General features: G+C 51.2%; 15 protein-coding genes. 4 read left to right on the forward strand and 11 right to left on the reverse strand.

Translation table 11 applies throughout. The features are described from left to right. Window positions 1–28 precede the first annotated feature (28 nt). On the forward strand, window positions 29–1,429 hold the full coding sequence (locus SELR_RS12985) for a recombinase family protein (protein ID WP_014425673.1): 1,401 nt from the start codon (window positions 29–31) through the stop codon (window positions 1,427–1,429). A 79-nt stretch (window positions 1,430–1,508) separates the two neighbouring features. Here the strand turns inward: SELR_RS12985 and SELR_RS12990 are convergent, their stop codons facing one another. After that, window positions 1,509–1,859, reverse strand: coding sequence for a hypothetical protein (locus tag SELR_RS12990; RefSeq protein ID WP_041914433.1), 351 nt, complete (start codon window positions 1,857–1,859; stop codon window positions 1,509–1,511). Further along, window positions 1,849–3,054, reverse strand: a complete 1,206-nt coding sequence (hydF, locus tag SELR_RS12995; protein WP_014425675.1) for a [FeFe] hydrogenase H-cluster maturation GTPase HydF — start codon at window positions 3,052–3,054, stop codon at window positions 1,849–1,851. The genes SELR_RS12990 and hydF overlap by 11 nt, the downstream gene beginning before the upstream one ends. Before the next feature lie 90 nt (window positions 3,055–3,144). Here hydF and SELR_RS13000 point away from each other — a divergent pair, with 90 nt between their 5' ends. After that, entirely contained in the window at window positions 3,145–3,720 is a 576-nt protein-coding gene (locus SELR_RS13000; RefSeq protein WP_014425676.1) for a hypothetical protein, read from the forward strand. 70 nt (window positions 3,721–3,790) lie between these two features. Here the strand turns inward: SELR_RS13000 and SELR_RS13005 are convergent, their stop codons facing one another. The 3 genes from SELR_RS13005 to SELR_RS13015 form a co-directional block, all read right to left on the reverse strand. Continuing rightward, complete coding sequence (locus SELR_RS13005; protein WP_014425677.1) at window positions 3,791–4,021, reverse strand: hypothetical protein; 231 nt, start codon at window positions 4,019–4,021, stop codon at window positions 3,791–3,793. A 345-nt stretch (window positions 4,022–4,366) separates the two neighbouring features. Next, on the reverse strand, window positions 4,367–5,215 hold the full coding sequence (locus SELR_RS13010) for a PHP domain-containing protein (RefSeq protein WP_014425678.1): 849 nt from the start codon (window positions 5,213–5,215) through the stop codon (window positions 4,367–4,369). Window positions 5,216–5,229: 14 nt separating this feature from the next. Continuing rightward, window positions 5,230–6,036: an HAD family hydrolase gene (locus SELR_RS13015; protein WP_014425679.1), complete on the reverse strand. Its 807-nt coding sequence runs from the start codon at window positions 6,034–6,036 to the stop codon at window positions 5,230–5,232. 179 nt (window positions 6,037–6,215) lie between these two features. Here SELR_RS13015 and SELR_RS13020 point away from each other — a divergent pair, with 179 nt between their 5' ends. After that, on the forward strand, window positions 6,216–6,512 hold the full coding sequence (locus SELR_RS13020) for a hypothetical protein (protein WP_014425680.1): 297 nt from the start codon (window positions 6,216–6,218) through the stop codon (window positions 6,510–6,512). A gap of 144 nt (window positions 6,513–6,656) precedes the next feature. Next, window positions 6,657–7,913, forward strand: coding sequence for a diaminopimelate decarboxylase family protein (locus tag SELR_RS13025; RefSeq protein ID WP_014425681.1), 1,257 nt, complete (start codon window positions 6,657–6,659; stop codon window positions 7,911–7,913). Window positions 7,914–7,986: 73 nt separating this feature from the next. Here SELR_RS13025 and allE read toward each other — a convergent pair whose 3' ends face one another. From allE to SELR_RS13060, 6 genes are all read right to left on the reverse strand, one after another. Further along, on the reverse strand, window positions 7,987–8,793 hold the full coding sequence (gene allE, locus SELR_RS17940) for a (S)-ureidoglycine aminohydrolase (RefSeq protein ID WP_014425682.1): 807 nt from the start codon (window positions 8,791–8,793) through the stop codon (window positions 7,987–7,989). Between the two features lie 12 nt (window positions 8,794–8,805). Further along, window positions 8,806–10,308 carry an ABC transporter permease subunit gene (locus SELR_RS17945; protein ID WP_014425683.1) on the reverse strand — a complete coding sequence of 501 codons (1,503 nt, stop codon included), beginning with the start codon at window positions 10,306–10,308 and terminating at the stop codon, window positions 8,806–8,808. Continuing rightward, window positions 10,305–11,069 (reverse strand): ABC transporter ATP-binding protein, encoded by a 765-nt coding sequence (locus SELR_RS13045; protein WP_014425684.1) that lies wholly within the window; start codon window positions 11,067–11,069, stop codon window positions 10,305–10,307. The genes SELR_RS17945 and SELR_RS13045 overlap by 4 nt, the downstream gene beginning before the upstream one ends. A gap of 167 nt (window positions 11,070–11,236) precedes the next feature. Continuing rightward, window positions 11,237–12,913: a GGDEF domain-containing protein gene (locus SELR_RS13050; protein ID WP_014425685.1), complete on the reverse strand. Its 1,677-nt coding sequence runs from the start codon at window positions 12,911–12,913 to the stop codon at window positions 11,237–11,239. 26 nt (window positions 12,914–12,939) lie between these two features. Then, the gene (locus SELR_RS13055; protein ID WP_014425686.1) at window positions 12,940–14,565 is read right to left on the reverse strand and encodes a GGDEF domain-containing protein; all 1,626 of its coding nucleotides are present in this window, start codon (window positions 14,563–14,565) and stop codon (window positions 12,940–12,942) included. An 88-nt stretch (window positions 14,566–14,653) separates the two neighbouring features. Next, window positions 14,654–16,387 (reverse strand): GGDEF domain-containing protein, encoded by a 1,734-nt coding sequence (locus SELR_RS13060; RefSeq protein ID WP_014425687.1) that lies wholly within the window; start codon window positions 16,385–16,387, stop codon window positions 14,654–14,656. Window positions 16,388–16,401 lie beyond the last annotated feature (14 nt).

The raw sequence follows: 16,401 nt of genomic DNA on the forward strand, positions 1-16,401 counted from the left end.
CATATAGTAACGAGAGGAAGGAAACACCATGAAAAGAGCAGCACTTTATATTAGAGTGTCCACAGAAGAACAGGCGCGCCACGGCTTCAGCCTGGAAGAACAGAGGCACACGCTGGAAGAATACGCCACCAAACACGGCTATACAGTAGTTGATACCTATGCAGACGAAGGAGTCACCGCCCGCAAGGGACTAAAAAACCGCCGCGAACTGCAGCGGCTTCTTGCTGACGTCCGGGCGGGGTTGATTAACTGTATTCTGTTTATCAAGCTGGATAGATGGTTTCGGAATATCCGGGACTACTACGCCGTGCAGGACATACTAGACAAATACCATGTCGATTGGATCGCAACGCAGGAGGACTACAACACGACCACAAGCAACGGCCGCCTTATGCTGAATCTCAAGCTATCCATTGCTCAGAATGAGAGCGACCAAATCGGCGAACGTATCCGCTTTATCTATGCTGGTAAGCTCCGCCGCCATGAAGTAGTGGCCGGACATTTGCCCATAGGCTACAAGATAGAGAACCACAAATATGTTATTGATGAACCGCAGGCGGCTATTGTCCGGGATGTATTCCGGCAGTATCTCTTTTATCAATCAATATCCGAAGTGCAACGCCATATCAACAATACCTATAATGAACGCCTGAACCGCAACAGAATAGCGGGTATCTTGAAGAACGAGCGTTATATAGGCGTATGGTGGGGGATCGAAAACTACGCCCCGGCCATCATTGACCATATGACCTTTGACAATACCCAAAAGATACTCGCCATAGGCAGGCGTGGCGCAACGCCCAGGGTTGCGGTTGTCCCCTATCTTTTTTCCGGGCTTCTCTTTTGTCCGTCCTGTGATAATAGGTTATATGGCTTCAAGGCAGGCGGCATTAAAGGCAATAGCGTAAAATATTATAGCTGCCGCAAGCATTTTAACGCCGCCTACCTTTGCAACTTCAAATATTCTATTCCCGAACCTACCGTAGAGGCTTACCTTGTGGACAATATCGAACCACGAGTAGAAAAATATAGGCAAGAGCTGGAAGTCATACAGGCCAGCAACAATAAAAAGCAGGACATAGACAAGCGCATAGCCGCCGCCCGCGCCCGGCTGAACCGCCTCAAGGATTTATATGTTTCGGGCTTTATCGACCGGGACACATACGAGAAGGACTACCAAACCTACAACAACGAACTATTGCGCGCCCAAAAAGAAAAGAGAACCCTTGACGGGCAGCGCCTTTCCCCCCAGCTGACAAACATATTGGCCAAAGGATTTTCCACACTCTACAATGAGCTGTCCCTGGAAGGGAAAAAGACCTTTTGGAAGTCTATTATCCATAAGTTGAAAATTACTCACTGCAAGCCGATATATCCAAACCGCAAAAAATCCCCGGTCACGCTGGAACTTCAGATCATATTTCTATAGCCGCATTTCCTGAATGTGAGCATAAGAAAAGCACCCTGCAGCTTTGCAAAGTGCTTTGTAAATTCTATATACTTACCTTCTAGGAAAATTTTATTCCCGCAGGCAGCTTACCTATCAACTTATCCTTGCTTTTGGGCTTTACTCTTGACAGATAATAACCATGCAAGCAATCATTACACCAAATAGCTCCATAGCAGTCATTGCCATTGTTGTCCAACGCTACATACCCATAGTCTAAATTATGGCTTTTGCACTTTGGGCAGGTGCCTTTGCCTTCCAGCATATCAGCATGAGCATATGCCCATTTCAATGATTTCAGCATCTTCACCGCCTCCGTTTCTTCGGTGTATACTTCGCCAACGATCCCCTGAACCCCCTGCTTCCTCTCCCATAAAACAAAGGAAGCAGGGGTATTTTTTTTAATGTCCATTGGGCAATGATACCTTGTCCAAAATCCCCAGCAAAGCCGCAATGGCCAGACCATAGTTCGTCATGGGCACCTGCTGTTCCTGACACTGCTGCACACGGTTCAGCACATACTTGCGATTGAACATGCAGGCACCACAATGGATCACCATATCATACCCCGTTACATCCAGAGGAAAATCCTTGCCGGACACAATATCAATCGCCAAATCGGCTCCCAGTTGACTCCGCAGGAGCCGCGGCAGTTTCACCCGGCCAATATCCTCCTGCAATGGCTTATGGGTGCAAGCCTCGGCAATCAGGATACGGGAATCGGACTGCAGCTTCAGCAGTCTCTCAGCACCTTGCAGGAAACAGGCAATATCCCCCTTAAAAGCAGCAAAGAGCACGGAAAAGGAGGTCAGCAAGGTCTGCGACGGCTTCAATGGATATACCTTCCTGAATGCCTGCGAGTCCGTGATAATAAGCTTGGGCGGCTCCGTCAGCTTAGCCAAAGTATCTGCCAACCTGTCCGTCGTACAGCAAAGAGCCTGACACCCCTTGTCCAGCAGTTCCCGCAAGGTCTGCACCTGTGGCAGGATCAGCCGGCCCTTAGGAGCCTGGATATCCTGGGGCATGACCAGCACCACCAAATCCCCGGCTGCACATAAATCACCCGTGATTGAGGGCTGTTCAAAATCCTCCGGCAAGGATCGGATCAGCTCCTGCCGCAATTTCTCCACTCCCTGCCTATCTGCAGCATTCAACAGTAAAGGCGCACTGCCGGCTGCCTTGGCCACTGCCTCCGCCAGAGCGCATCCTCCGTCAGCCAGTTCATCCGTCCGGCTGACCAGCAAGATCACCGGCGTCTTCTGCCGGTGGAAGAAGGCCAACCACTTCAACTCCTCCGCCATATCCAATCCACTGAATAACAGCAAAGCAATATCCGTTTCCCGGGCAGCCTGTTCCGTCTTCTCTACCCGCAGCCTCCCCAGCAGCCCTTCATCATCGAATCCCGCCGTGTCAATAAACATCACCGGCCCGACTCCATGCAGTTCCATGGCCTTATACACCGGATCCGTCGTCGTCCCCGGCACCTCCGACACCGTAGCCACATGCTGTCCCGTCAGCGCATTGATCAAAGAAGACTTCCCCGCGTTACGCCGCCCGAACAAGCCAATATGCAAACGATTACCGCGAGTTGTATCATTTAGACTCATACGTCATGCCCCCATTCATTAATCAGTATAGCACATCAGGCAGAAAATATGATACACTGATAGCAAGCAAACACAAAGGAGCGACTATCCATGAGCAATTACGCAAACTTCCAGGTAGGGGAAAAATTCCCCCTGCCCATAAAAAATCAGCAGGACGGCGGCCTGTTCCAGATTGACGCCAACGGCTGCATATTCATCCTGCAGCTGTCCCGCCATGACATCATTGCCGCCGAAGCCTTCCGCACAGGCAAAATGGAGCTGGCCCTCTATGAGCAGGACGGCCTGCTCTTCTTCCTCTACCAGATTGACGGCATCTTCAAGGAAGGCTGGGGCGATGCCCCCTTCTCCCTCGCCGCTTTAAAACCGGAACTTCTGCCAACAAAAAAAAGCCTGGCCGACCACACCCTGCACCTCTACCTCGTAGACACTACCCTGCAGGTTCTGCTGGCCCAGCGCGATGTAGCCATCCCCGCTGATTTCATGGCCATCCTGCAAAAACATGTAGCGGCACAAAAAGCCGCCCCCATGGACACTGCAGCCTTTGCTCTGGCCGTCCAGACCATATGGGCACAAAAAAGCCCCGCGCAGATGCGCGAGGCCGCCAGTGCGGTAATCGAAGTTCCCTTGGATATCCCTCTGCCGCCCTCCAAGCAGAACCTCAACTAACCGATTATCCAGATAAAAAATAATGGGCACTTCCCGCCTGAGCAAGGAGTGCCCTTTTTCCATATTTCCATCATGCGACCCCAGCAGTCACACCATCAATTCCACGGCTATCGAGCCATTCAGCTACTACCTGGCGTTCAGCAGACTTGCGGCCCATCTGAACAAGGTCGACCATGTCCTGTCCACCTGCATAAGCTTTGAAGTCACTGTGACCCATGAGCTTTGCGGCTTTGGTGAACTGTTTGACGCGGACAGGGATAAAAACTTCTTCCATCCATTGCGAACAAATTTGTACTTTCATGATCTATCTCTCCTTGTATCAAAAACTCATGACTATAAACTGGCTTACGATGGACTAACCATCCACGGCATCCGCTGCCAGCCGTCACTGCAAGTACACTCCCCTGTACTTTGCTTCCAGAGGTTTTTCTTACAAGGTATATCGATAGTTTTTGAAAATACTTAAGGGTTTTCTGATGAAAATATGGAAAAATTTTCAGATACTTTTCAGTTTCTGCGTCTAAGCTTCATTTACTGATACACCTTTATTCTACTCCTGCCGCCGCCTCTTGTCAATATGTTTGTAAAATATTTTATTATCTGAAAGTTATTGTAATGAAAAAAGAGCCCGAAGGCTCTTCTCTCATCACTCCAGAGGCACAACTTCACGCTGGCGCTGGGTAAAGCGTATCGTTTCCGTATAGCCATAAGAACGGGCATAATTAACGGCCTCATCGTGATAAGCCCCGCAATCCTCGGGTTTATGCGCATCCGAAGTAATGATGACCGGCAGCCCTTCCCGAGAAGCTACCCCCATAAATTTATAGTAAGGCGTGATTTCCGCAATGGGGTAACGATAGAACGTCCCCGTATTGATATCCACCACCATATTGGCCTTCTTGAGTGCTGCCACGGCACGAATCAGATAGGGTGTTGCATCGAATTCAGGAATATAATGGAACAGCCGGATATTGTATGGATGCCCCAACACATCATAGAGTCCCGAAGCCGCTAGTTTTTCGATTTCCTGGGTGTATTCCTCATACACATCATTGAGATCTTCCTTGTCCCACTGGGCCATGATCTCTGCCGAGTCATAAGCCCAGCCATTGAGGAAATGCACAGAACCGATCACATAGTCAAACTTGTAGTCTTTCAGGATATCCCGCACAGCATCCTGATTTTGGAAATTACAGACTTCAATGCCTGTCTTGACCTTGTGCTTTTTCTTCAGCTTGGCCATAAAGGCAAAATATTCATCCAACGTATATTTGAACTTATTGGTCTTGAGCCATTTTTTCTGGAACTCACCGATAAAACTATCATCCAGAATCAGGTCATCATAATAAAGTTGTTCAAATTCCGGGAAGGTATGGGAATGCTCGGAAATGCCGATTTCATCCAGCCCCAGCAGCTCCGCCTGATGGAAAAAGCCTTCCACCCAATCTTCGTCATAGGAGCCCTTCTCAAAATGCATATGGTAATCTGCTCGCATAACTGCCTCCCCCCTTAGCCGCACAGGCCGTCATCAATCAGTTTCTGGATGCCCTGCAGAACGCCATACTCCTTGTTGCTGGCCGTAGTGAATCTGGCCAGTTCCTTAATCTTCGGATGGGCGTTCTCCATGGCAAAGCTATAATAAACAGAACTCATCATCTCGGCATCATTCATGTAATCGCCAAAGGCTGCACATTCCATGGGTGTGATATGCAGCTTCTTCTGCACCTGCTGGATGGCAATGCCCTTGTTGATGTCAAAGCGCATCATATCCACCCAGTAATCACTGGAAGTCGCCACCTGGAAGGGACCACGATATTTTTTCAGGTAAGGATAGATACGTTCCCCGGCCCGGCCACGCTCGTCAAAGAAGGCCGCCTTGATCATCTCATCGTCGATTTCCTCAAAGCTATCCACCACCTGGGTACGGGTATAATACTTCTGCAATTCTGCCCGCAAGGCCTCCGTCATCTTTGGACGCAGCACATAGGCATCTTTCTTGCCACAGAACACCTCATAAACTCCCGGAATATCCTTGGTTGCCGTCAGTGCCTTAATGCCCAGATTCCGACGCATGACGCAGGAAAAGACCTCTTTCCCCTGATACTGCACCATGGTGCCGTTTTCCGCCAGGAACAGGAACTCATTCTCATAGCCCTTAAAGGTTTCCAACAGAGAATAATACTGCCGCCCGGAACAAGGCGCAAAAAGTACGCCGCGTTCCCGCAGCTGACGGATCATATCCTCAAAGCCCTTCGGCAACTGGCCATTCTCGTCCAGCAATGTACCATCCATATCCGACATAATGAGTTTAATCATGCCAAGACTCCTCTCATAGGAATTATTCATCTTGGCTTCTATTGTATCATGAAATCAGGGACTAAAAAATACTTTGTTACAGATTGGATGAAGACGCGACAAAATCATTGACGCTGTTGTATTTTTCTGATAATATCAAAATAGAGGTATTGTACTTTTCCGAAAGGAGGAGGATCAACATGGATGTGAAGAATCTGGACGTAATGTTGCCGCATCGGCACGAAGCAGATCTGAAGAGCCAACAGAACAGGCTGCGCAGCATCATCAACGCCGTCAAAACCGGAAATGAAGATGCCAAAGGACTGCCGCCGTTACACACATTATTATCCAAACTGGATGCCCTGCAGGGTTCACAGGAACTGGAATCCTTCAAACGACAGACCTCCCCCGCTTTTGATGTGGATATCAGACATGGGGAAGAGTTACTGCCTTTCGCTCAGGACGCATACATTTTGGATTTGGGACACTCTGCTTAAGTTTACCCCCTTCCCTTTACCGGGAAGGGGATTTTTGTTGTAATTTTTTCTCACCGCCCCTATAGCAAAAGTTATATATTTGCGCTATAATAGTTTACATATTTATATAGAATTTTTACTTGACGCGTCAATAGGAGGAACGCTATGAGCAAAAAATATTTCCCTTTGTCCACTGAGAGATTACACGAAGTGATCAAGAAATTTCCTACCCCTTTCCATATATACGAAGAAAAAGCCATCCGCGAAAACATCCGTGCCCTGCAGGCTGCCTTTGCTTGGGCACCGGCTTTTCATGAGCAGTTCGCCGTCAAGGCCCTGCCCAATCCCCGCATCGTGCAGATCCTCCATGAGGAAGGCGCCGGCACCGACTGCAGCAGCCTGGCAGAGCTTCTGATTTCCGAAGCCGCCGGACTCAAGGGCGAAGAAATCCTGCTGACCTCCAACGACACCCCTGCTGATGAATTCCAGAAGGCCGTGGAGCTTGGGGCCATCATCAATCTGGATGACATCACCCATCTGGACTATCTGGAAGAACATGCCGGCCTGCCGCAGGTCCTCTGCTTCCGCTACAACCCCGGCGATGCCGTGGAGGGCAACGATATCATTGGCCAGCCCACGGAGGCCAAGTATGGCCTGACCCATGACCAGATGCTCGAAGGCTACCGTCGCGCCAAAGAAAAAGGCGTGAAGCGCTTCGGCCTGCATACCATGGTGGCTTCCAATGAACGCCGTACGGAAGCCTTCCTGCTCACAGCCCGCCTGATGTTCGAGCTGGCCGTGGAACTCAAAGAAAAGCTGGATATCTCCGTGGAATTCGTCAATCTCGGCGGCGGCTTCGGCATTCCCTACCGTCCCGAGGAAGAGCCGCTGAACCTCAAGGAAATCGGCGAAGGCATCCATCAGCTCTACAACGAGATGATGGTGCCCCATGGCCTGGATAAAACCGCCATCATGACGGAAAACGGCCGCGCTATGACGGGCCCTGCCGGCTGGCTGGTATCCACCGCCATCCACGAGAAGCACACCTACAAGGATTATATCGGTCTCGACTCCTGCATGGCCAATCTCATGCGCCCGGCTCTCTATGGTGCCTACCATCACATCACGGTGGCTGGCAAGGAGAATGCCCCCTGCGACCATACCTATGATGTGACCGGCTCTCTCTGCGAGAACAACGACAAGTTCGCCATTGACCGTCAGCTGCCGGAAATCAACATCGGCGATATCGTGATCATCCATGATACCGGGGCGCATGGCAGTGCCATGGGCTTCAACTACAATGGCAAGCTCTGGTGCGCCGAACTGCTACTCAGAGAAGATGGCAGTATCGAACTGATCCGCCGTGCCCAGACCATTGACGATTACTTCGCCACCCTGAAATATCCCGGCTCCCTGCTGTAATCCACAAATCCATACACAGACAACGTACAAAGAGGTACTGCTAAAAACAAAGCAATACCTCTTTTTTCATTTCTTAAAGAATTACGTCGCGATTGCAATCCTTGGAATAGATATAGGCGAAGGGTACCCTGCCCACTCCATAGGAGCCTTGAGGCACATAGGGGCCGAACCACATAAAGTCATCCTTGCGGATGGGCAGCCACTCATTTTCCATGATGTACATGCCCTCACCGGACAGGATATAGGCACCATGTTCCTGCACATGGGTTTCCACGAAGGAATGGCAACCGCCGGGCTCAAAGGAAAGGATGTGCATATTCATATCGAAGGCAATATCCTTGGGCAGCAGATCCTTGATAAAGACATTCTTCATGCCCTCGTATTCTGCAAAGGGAATCTCCTTGACATTGCCCTGTACCAGATAAGGCTCTTTGCCCGGCAGGGGAATGTATTTCTGCTTGTACAGCAGCAAACGTGCAGGCTGCTTACAAGCAAACTTTATGCCCCCCTGTCCTGCAGGCACATAGATATAGCCGCCCGCCGTCAAGGCAATCTTCTTCTGCAGGATCTTGACTGAGGACACCGCCGGCAGATTCTGCATGGGCATATCGATGACCGTGGTCACGCCGCCTTTGGCCGCCGCCCGGCTGCCATGGCGGAAATCTTCCCTCCATGTATAGCCCGGTTCATTGAAATGCACATGTCCGTCTATCACGCCGGGCAGGACATAACAGCCTGCAGCATCAATGACCTTATGGGCTTCCGCTGCTTTTTCCGGCGCCAGCAGGGCGGCAATCTTGCCGTCCCGCACTGCCAACGTGCCTTTCTTTACCTCACCCGGACAGACCAGCAAAGCATTCCTCACCAACAAATCAAACATAGCGCTCGCCTCTTATTCCGTAACCAACGAAGCATCCACTGCCTTCAGGGAGCTGGGATCTGCATACTTGGTAAAATCCGGATTGGTCGGAATATTTTTCATCTCCAGCATAAAGGCACTCATTTCCGTGCAGGCAGCCTTGAAATGCGCATCGAACTTCATATCGTACTTGTTCTGCGCCATGATATGCTTGACCTGATCCTTGTCCAGATTGATCTCCTTGGCAATGATTTCAGCGGCCTCATCGGGATGTTCGTTGATGAAATCCGTAGCTTTCTTCAAGGCGCGAAGCATGGCCTTGACATCTTCCGGACGCTCTTTGAGGAAATTATCCGTCACCTGCATGGTCGTATAGAAGCTCAGCCAGGACACATCCCCCTGCTTGTCCTCCAAATAGGATTTCAGGCCGCTGAACAACAGCTTGCCGCCAGCTTTCTGCCCGTTGCTTACCCAAGGTTCCCAGCAGGCCATGGCATCAATATCGCCGTGCTCCATGGCTGCAATCTGGTCACTGGGGCTTAACGTAACAAAGTTGATCTTATTTACATCCACATTCATGTCATTGGCCATATTGCGGATGGCGATCAGCACGCCGGAACCTGCAGCCATGCCAATTTTCTTTCCCTCCAGATCCTTTGCCTTATTGATGCCAGCATCTTTGCGGGCAACTACGCACTGGGTGTTGCCGATATCAGCCATAGGTGCCACGATCTTGACCGGCACGCCATTGGCAGCCAAAAACATATCCGCCATCTTGAACCAATTCTTGGCATTGACGATGATATAGCCAAGGCCTGTCGAGGCCCCCATCATCTCTGCCACCACCAGTGCGGAAAAGGTCAGGGCCAAACTCATCTTCATGCCCTCGAAGATCTTGGGCAGTGCTGAGTTCAGGATGACTTTGGTGAAAATCTGATAATTCGTTGCCCCCAGACTCTTGGCCGAGCGGATCAATATCGGATCGGTCTCCCGTATGCCGCCGATAATGTAGATCAGCATGGGCACGAAGGTCGCATAGGCAATCAGAGCAATCTTTGAAGCCTCGCCAATACCAAACCAGATCAGGAACATGGGCAGGAAGGCAAAGACAGGAATCGGCCCCACCATATTGAGGATGGGGGACAAGAGATTATCCCAGGTGCGGCTCATGGCAATCATGATGCCCACCACCAACGCACCAGCCACCCCCAGCAGGAATCCAGCCAGCATGCGATAGAAGCTCATGCCGATATGCAGGATCAGCGTGCCATTCATCAGATATTCATAGCCTGTTTCCAGCACAGTCACCGGTGATGGCAGGAAAACGGGATTGAACCAGCCGCTGCGCATGTTGAGATAGCTGATGAGCTCCCAAAGGCAGAAGAAATAGAATAATGCCATCGCCTTATAGAATTTATCCGCTTTGGCCCGTTTAGCCTCGGCATATTTGCGCGGCACGATTTCCTCTTCCGCCAGCAGGTTCCCCTGCACACAGGGGGCGATATAGAGTTCGTCCACATATGAGATTTCCTTCATTCGGCACACACCGCCCTTTCTTCATCTTCCGTTTCCGCAATCATCCGGGCAAAATCATCAACATATTCCAAGAACTCCTTATCCCGCATATTCCGCGGCCTTGGCAGTTTGATGGGCACATCAGCTTCTACCTGGCCATCCTTGAGGATAACCACCCGATCGGCCAGATAAACGGCCTCGGGCACGCTATGGGTAATAAAGAAGATGGTCTTGCCGCTGAGCTGCCAGATCCGTGTCAGTTCCTGCCGCATGGATTCGCGTGTCAGCGCATCGAGGGCTCCTAACGGTTCATCCATCAGCAGCACCGCCGGGTCCGGAGCCAGCGCCCGGGCAATGCCCACCCGCTGGGCCATGCCGCCGGACAACTCCGTCGGATAGGCTTTTTCATAATCCTGCAGGCCAATCATCTCAATCAGCTTCGTGGCGGTTTCCCCTGCATCTTTGCGCTTCTGCAGATGCAGACCGAACTCGATATTTTCCCGCACCGTATACCAGGGAAACAAGGCATGCTGCTGGAATACCACGCCCCGCTCTGCTGACGGGCCATCTATCTCCTGCCCGTTCACCACGATGCGCCCCTTATCGGGCTTCAGATAGCCGGCCAACATATTCAGCAAGGTGGACTTGCCGCAGCCGCTCTTGCCCAGGATGCAGATAAATTCCCCATCCTGCACGGCCAGATTGACATCCTCCAGCACGAAATTTGGCTCCCCGTCCACTAAATCAAAAGCCTTATGCAGATACTCGATCGCAACCCCCATAATCGCACCCCCAAAAGAAAAAGACGCCTAGCGTATCACTCGCTTTGCGTCTTTGCAAATCCTTATTGTCTTAAGATGTTCCCATTATAACCTGTACACACCATGACAACAACGGGCATAGTGCCCTGTTTTCCTAAACGAAAATGTGCACTATGCTCATTCTATTCCTATGTACGGAAGATCACGCGGTTCCGTCCGTCTCTTTTGGCCTGATACAGGGCTTCATCCACCCGCCGGAACAACGTATCCGTACTGTCCTGTTCGATCTGCCACAAGGTTGCGCCAATGCTGCAGGTGATCTTATGCCCGGCCAATGGCACAGCAGCCACCTGCTCGCGGATCTTTTCGGCCAACGCCAATAGTTCGTCCTGCTCTGTGATCTTGGTCAGAATCAGGAATTCCTCACCGCCCCAGCGGATACATTCGTGTTCTTTGGCCAGATGTTTATACACCAAGGTGGCAAAAGCACGCAGTACAGCATCTCCGGCATCGTGGCCATATGTATCGTTGATTTTCTTGAAAAAATCGATATCCAGCATCAGCATGCCGAAGGGCTGCCCAATTTTCCGTGCCCCTGCGATGGCATCCGCCAGCAGCACCTTGAGCTTGTTGCGGTTCCAGCATCCGGTAAGGGCATCGGTTTCGGATTTTTTCTGCATCAGCGCCGCCTTATGCTCCAGACCTGCCGTCTTGCGCAAAAGCTTTTCCTCATGGCGCACCTGTTCCCGCAGGATACCCACGACAAAATATAAAAAGGCATAGATTCCCAGCGGCGTCAGATAGACATGCCAGGGCAGCAGATAAAAATGACCGGATACCCCATCAAAAACACCCAGAGAGGTGAAGACAATAATCGGCAGCAACACCGACCGGCAGAGAAGATCTCCCTCTCTGGCTGCCCGCACACACCAATAGACCACGGCGCCTTCGCCAATAGCCAACACAGGATAATAGAGCGACATCAGTCCATTCATGGTATGCATGCCCATGATCTCCCCTACCATCGCCGTCACAAAGAGCATGGCATTGGCCCAGATCACGATATCCATCCGCGCATATTTCTTGCCTTTCAACAGTTCCCGCGGAATCAGGTTAGCCGCCAAGGGCAGGATATATGCTAAAATGCTCAGCGAATACCACCATACCCGGGGATAATCCCAAAAAAGAGTTTTTACATTGGAAACACTGAAGAGCCACAAGCAGAATACCACCATAAAGAGGATGATATAGGCATAGAGCCGCCGCCATCCCTGGGGATTGAAGCGGTAATAGAGGAACATGATAAAGATGATAGCCAGTCCCACCGGAATGGCCAGCACCAAAGGGATATCCGAATAGAAGAACCGCGCCATCTGCATCTGTTCTGTATCCAGCGAAAACAGGCTGAACCACCCCAGATGGGTGGGGGAATCGGAGTACAATTCTATCGCCAGCTGCGCCTCTCCTTCAAATTTAGGCAGAGCAACCATATAGGGCTGGGAGCCTTCATCATAGCGTTGGGGATAGAAATGCCCCCGGCTGAAAAACATTTCATCATCTAACCACATGCGTACGGCCTGCTTGGTTGTCATAAAGAGCAACACATTTTTCTGGGGATCCTGATTGGATACCTTGACCGTCAACAGGATATGCTGGTATTTGCCACTGAGGGGCGGCCGGTTTTCCATATCAAACAAGGCCCAATCAGCTGAATTCTCCCGCACCAGCGCCGGCACATTCACGCCGCCGGCCTCTGTCTCATTCGTCTCGCAGTAACGCCAGGGGCCTTCCAGCACCGCCGCTTCGCCCCATCTGCCCAGGCCTAAACAGAGGATGAACAGGAGCACATATATGATTTTTCTCATCCTGCTCCCCCATTTCCTAAAATTCCTTATTCCAGACTGATCTGATTGCGTCCATTGCACTTGGCATTATACAGGGCATCATCCATGCGCCGGAAGATTCCTACCTGACTGTCGCTCTCATGATGCCATTGGGCCACACCGGCGCTTACCGTCACCTGATGCTGCGGCAGGAATTTGTACCCTGCCACCAAAAGGCGGATCTTCTCTGCCAAATCTCCGGCATTGACGATGCTGAAAGCGGGACAATAGATGACGAACTCCTCTCCGCCCCAACGGAAGAATTCCTGATCTTCACCCAAAGTTTGCCGCACGAGTTCAGAGAATTGCCGCAGTACCTGATCACCAGCCTCATGACCATATGTATCATTGATATCTTTGAAATAGTCAATATCCAGCATGATCAGAGAAAAATCCTTCCGCCTCTCAATCTGCTGCCGGATAAAATCTTCAAAAGCGCCGCGATTCCGGCAGCCGGTCAATTCATCCATTTCCGCCCGCTTCATGGCAGCTGCAATCTCTCCCATCAGATCCTCGGCATGGGCCTCAAGCTCCTGCTCATGAAGGATCTGTTCCCGGATCATACAGACCACAAAGGCAACACAGGCATAGATTCCCATCGGCAGCAGATAGATATGCCAATGCCAGAAGCGCTTATAGAGCAAAAAGCCATCCACAAGCCCCAGTGTTGCCAGCACCACCATGGGGAAAAGAGCATACTTGGCATATTCGTTGCCCCGCCTGACAGACTCCCACATACTGCGGAACACGATGGACTGCAGCACCAGCAAGGTGCCATAGAAAAGCTGCTTGCCCAGGACCAGACCATCATAGCCCAGCAGCTCTGCCGTCAGCACCACAGCAGCCAGCAAGGCATAAATCCACACCGACCACCGCACTGCAGGCCGCAGATCTTCCTCCAAGATCTCCACCACTATAGCATTGGCCGCCACAGGCAAAAGATAACAAAGGAAATTCTCCAAAAAACGCCAGACCACCGGCACATCCCAAAGGAGCTGCTTCACATTAGACAAGCTCACGGTCCAGACCGTCATCATCAACATGAACACCAGCAGTTTGCAATTCATCCGCCGCCAAGCCGAGCGATGCAGGATATACATCAGGGTTATCATCCCTAGCAGCACTGCCACCGGCAAGGTCACCACATAGGCAAAATCTGTGGCAAATATCCGCCGGGCCTGTGCTTCATTGGTGTCGAGGATAAAATTATTGAATACACCCAATTGATGAGGATAATCGGCGTAAAAGTGAAAGAGCAGCATCGTATCATGGGTAAGCGGCGGCAGTTCCACCAGATGCCATTTATTGCCATGGCCCAAAAAGCGCGGGGCAAAATCCCCATCCTCATAAATCTTGCTGCCTTCTACAAAGACCTCCACTGCCTGCCCGCTGGTGGCAAACAGCAGCGTATTCTCTTGGGGATTCAAGGGGGACAGCGGCACCTCCAGCCAAATCTCATGAGCATTGCCCAGAGCTGGAGAACGGAAACTATGGATATCAAAGTAACGCCATTTTCCCTGGCTCTCTGACGTCAGATACTGCCAGTCACTGCCAATAACCGCAGCTCTGGTCACAGCACTGCCAAAAACAAGCACCACAAAGAGGCATAGAACTGCTGCGCAAAACCGCCTCATAGTCTATGCCCCCTTCTAATAGTTATCCCAGCCCCAATCCCTTGGCTTAACTATTCGCTATAAAGATGCCTAATACCTGCTATATTTTTTATTCGGTCCCCTCTTCATTATAAAGATTTTTGAACCAATGCATATTGTTCCTGGGTTCACGGCACACCCGGTTGCGTCCCGTGCGCTTGGCTGTATAGAGGGCGTCGTCCACCCGTTTCAGCAGCTGCGTCGCAGAATCCGTCACGCCATGCCAGGAAGCCACACCGATACTGCAGGTGATATTGCACTTTTCATGGATCTTGGCCATACTCACCTGCACCCTCAGCCGTTCAGCAATCATCATGGCCTCTTCTCCCGTGCAATGCTGGAAAAGGATAAGGAACTCCTCCCCGCCCCAACGGACAAAAAGGTCTTTCTTCTTGATATGACTGCGGACAACCTCAGCAAACCCGGCCAAAACCTCATCCCCGACCTCATGGCCAAAGGTATCGTTGACATGCTTGAAAAAATCAATATCCAGCATGATGATGGAGAAGGGCTCCTCCTCCTTCTGATGACGGAAGATTTCCTCCGCCAGCACGGCTTCCAGCTTATTGCGGTTATAGCACTGCGTGAGATTGTCCCTGACAGCCTTCTCCATTGCCTGGCTGACCTCCTGCTGCAGGCCGGTATTACGACTCATCAGCGTCCGCTCCCGCTTGATCTGATGACGCACGATAAAGACGACAAACACACATAGTGAAAGCGTGGTATAGGGCAGCACATAGCCCTCCATCAGGACCTTATGACCGTAGAGGGAAATACCGTCGATGGTTCCGGCCCCCGCCATAAATACCAATGGCACCGACACGGCCCGGGCATACATATTCCCCTGATGGGCCGACCGCCAGATGGCATAAAGGGCTATTCCCTCCATGACAGGCAGCAGGAAATAGAAGGCAGCCTGACCACGGCTCATGCCGTTAAAACCGAGGAATTCCGCACTCAGCACGCCCAAAAAGAGGACAATGTAGATAAATACCGTCCAGCGCACCATGCGCTTGTAACTCGTGTCCACCACCTGAAAGATCACCATATTGGCCAGCAACGGCAGCAGATACTCGGCCGACTGCATGCAGAAACGCCAAAACACCGGTGCATCCAGCACGTACTGCTTGGAATTGGTGGCACAGACCATCCAGCATAAAAAAGTAAAGATAAAAGCAATAAAGGATTTATAAAGGCGTTTTGGCGCAGCAGGGCTGGTTGCATAGATCAGGATCATCACCAGCATAAAGCCAGCCAACGGGATATTCATGGCATAGGGAACATCCTGCCGGAAGATACGCAGAACCTGCTCCACATTGCTGTCCAGCCACATCTTGCCAAAATAGCCCAGACTATGGGCCGATGCCGAATATGCATGCAGCCGCAGCTCTTTTCCCCCCGCATCATCGGGGATACTGACAATATGCCAGCGCTGGCCATAAGACATAAAGGATGGTTTGAGCTCCCCATAGCGATAGATACATTCATCATCCAGCCAGACCTCAAAGGCCTGATCCCTGGTCTGAATCAGCAGGGATGCATCATGGGGCAATTCCTGGGGCAGTTCCGTCTTCAGCCAGACCTTATCATCATCACTGCCCACCGGCGGCGTATGGGGAAAATCAAATGATTGCCACGGTGCGCCTGCTGCTGCCTCGGATTCCGTCTGCCAGTACCAGCGCCCCCCCAGTTCAGCGGCAATGCCCCGCCCAAAGGGCAGAGCCAGGATCAGCAGCAATAAAACAAGGGAGGTCATGAGCGGCAAAACAATAGCCATCCAGCCTTTAGCTGACCTTGCTTGCACAGCTTATCCCTCCC

The organism is Selenomonas ruminantium subsp. lactilytica TAM6421 (genome assembly GCF_000284095.1).
In the GTDB taxonomy this organism is placed as follows: domain Bacteria; phylum Bacillota; class Negativicutes; order Selenomonadales; family Selenomonadaceae; genus Selenomonas_A; species Selenomonas_A lactilytica.

Excerpts from the sequence above, each read along its gene's own strand:
- SELR_RS12985 (WP_014425673.1), top strand. The coding sequence starts at position 29 with ATGAAAAGAGCAGCACTTTATATTAGAGTGTCCACAGAAGAACAGGCG.
- SELR_RS12990 (WP_041914433.1), bottom strand. The coding sequence starts at position 1,859 with ATGGACATTAAAAAAAATACCCCTGCTTCCTTTGTTTTATGGGAGAGG.
- hydF (WP_014425675.1), bottom strand. The coding sequence starts at position 3,054 with ATGAGTCTAAATGATACAACTCGCGGTAATCGTTTGCATATTGGCTTG.
- SELR_RS13000 (WP_014425676.1), top strand. The coding sequence starts at position 3,145 with ATGAGCAATTACGCAAACTTCCAGGTAGGGGAAAAATTCCCCCTGCCC.
- SELR_RS13005 (WP_014425677.1), bottom strand. The coding sequence starts at position 4,021 with ATGAAAGTACAAATTTGTTCGCAATGGATGGAAGAAGTTTTTATCCCT.
- SELR_RS13010 (WP_014425678.1), bottom strand. The coding sequence starts at position 5,215 with ATGCGAGCAGATTACCATATGCATTTTGAGAAGGGCTCCTATGACGAA.
- SELR_RS13015 (WP_014425679.1), bottom strand. The coding sequence starts at position 6,036 with ATGATTAAACTCATTATGTCGGATATGGATGGTACATTGCTGGACGAG.
- SELR_RS13020 (WP_014425680.1), top strand. The coding sequence starts at position 6,216 with ATGGATGTGAAGAATCTGGACGTAATGTTGCCGCATCGGCACGAAGCA.
- SELR_RS13025 (WP_014425681.1), top strand. The coding sequence starts at position 6,657 with ATGAGCAAAAAATATTTCCCTTTGTCCACTGAGAGATTACACGAAGTG.
- allE (WP_014425682.1), bottom strand. The coding sequence starts at position 8,793 with ATGTTTGATTTGTTGGTGAGGAATGCTTTGCTGGTCTGTCCGGGTGAG.
- SELR_RS17945 (WP_014425683.1), bottom strand. The coding sequence starts at position 10,308 with ATGAAGGAAATCTCATATGTGGACGAACTCTATATCGCCCCCTGTGTG.
- SELR_RS13045 (WP_014425684.1), bottom strand. The coding sequence starts at position 11,069 with ATGGGGGTTGCGATCGAGTATCTGCATAAGGCTTTTGATTTAGTGGAC.
- SELR_RS13050 (WP_014425685.1), bottom strand. The coding sequence starts at position 12,913 with ATGAGAAAAATCATATATGTGCTCCTGTTCATCCTCTGTTTAGGCCTG.
- SELR_RS13055 (WP_014425686.1), bottom strand. The coding sequence starts at position 14,565 with ATGAGGCGGTTTTGCGCAGCAGTTCTATGCCTCTTTGTGGTGCTTGTT.